Annotated in this window: 1 protein-coding gene; it reads left to right on the forward strand. The window is 67.7% G+C overall.

The features are described 5' to 3' along the window. Window positions 1-22: 22 nt before the first annotated feature. Window positions 23-657, forward strand: a 635-nt coding sequence (locus IEY20_RS16940) for a hypothetical protein (protein WP_188889348.1), incomplete at its 3' end; no start/stop codon positions are given.

Below are 657 nucleotides of genomic sequence, written 5' to 3' on the forward strand. Positions count from 1 at the left end.
CGACACAGCAAAGGAACTCATCATGCGCAAGAGCCTGAAGACCACGATCACCCTCGCCACGACCGGCGCGCTCGTCCTCGGTGGCGCCGCGTTCGGTGTCGGCGCCGCGAACGCGTCGACCCCGGCGGTCCACACCGTCTCCTCCAGCTCGTCGAAGATCCCGGCGCCGGTCGCGTCGGTGCCCGAGGTCCTCGGTGGCACCACGGCCGTGAAGCTCGACTCGGGCTTCACCGACGCGCTGACCGCGCTGAAGCTGACCCCGGGTGTGTCGGGCAACGCCAAGCTCGCCGACGGGTCGGTGTCGTTCCCGATCACGGCCGGTTCGGTGACGTACTGGAACCCGGAGGGCAACTACCGTCCGTACGTGCAGGGGCTGCTCAACCACGACGACTCGGGGCTGACGCTCAAGGCCGGTGACACGACGGTGACGCTGGAGAACTTCGTGGTGAACCCGGGTTCGTCCAAGCTCTACGGTGACGTGCTGGTCAACGGCAAGGTCGCGGTCGCGAACGCGTACCTGTTCGAGCTCTGGGGTGGCACGCTCAAGCCGCTGCAGCTCGAGGGTGACAACGCGGTCCTGACCGGCACCACGGTCCACATCTCCGAGGACGCTGCCGGCCTGCTGAACAAGACCTTCGGCACCGACGCCGTCAAGCG

The organism is Curtobacterium luteum (genome assembly GCF_014646995.1).
Classification (GTDB): domain Bacteria; phylum Actinomycetota; class Actinomycetes; order Actinomycetales; family Microbacteriaceae; genus Curtobacterium; species Curtobacterium luteum.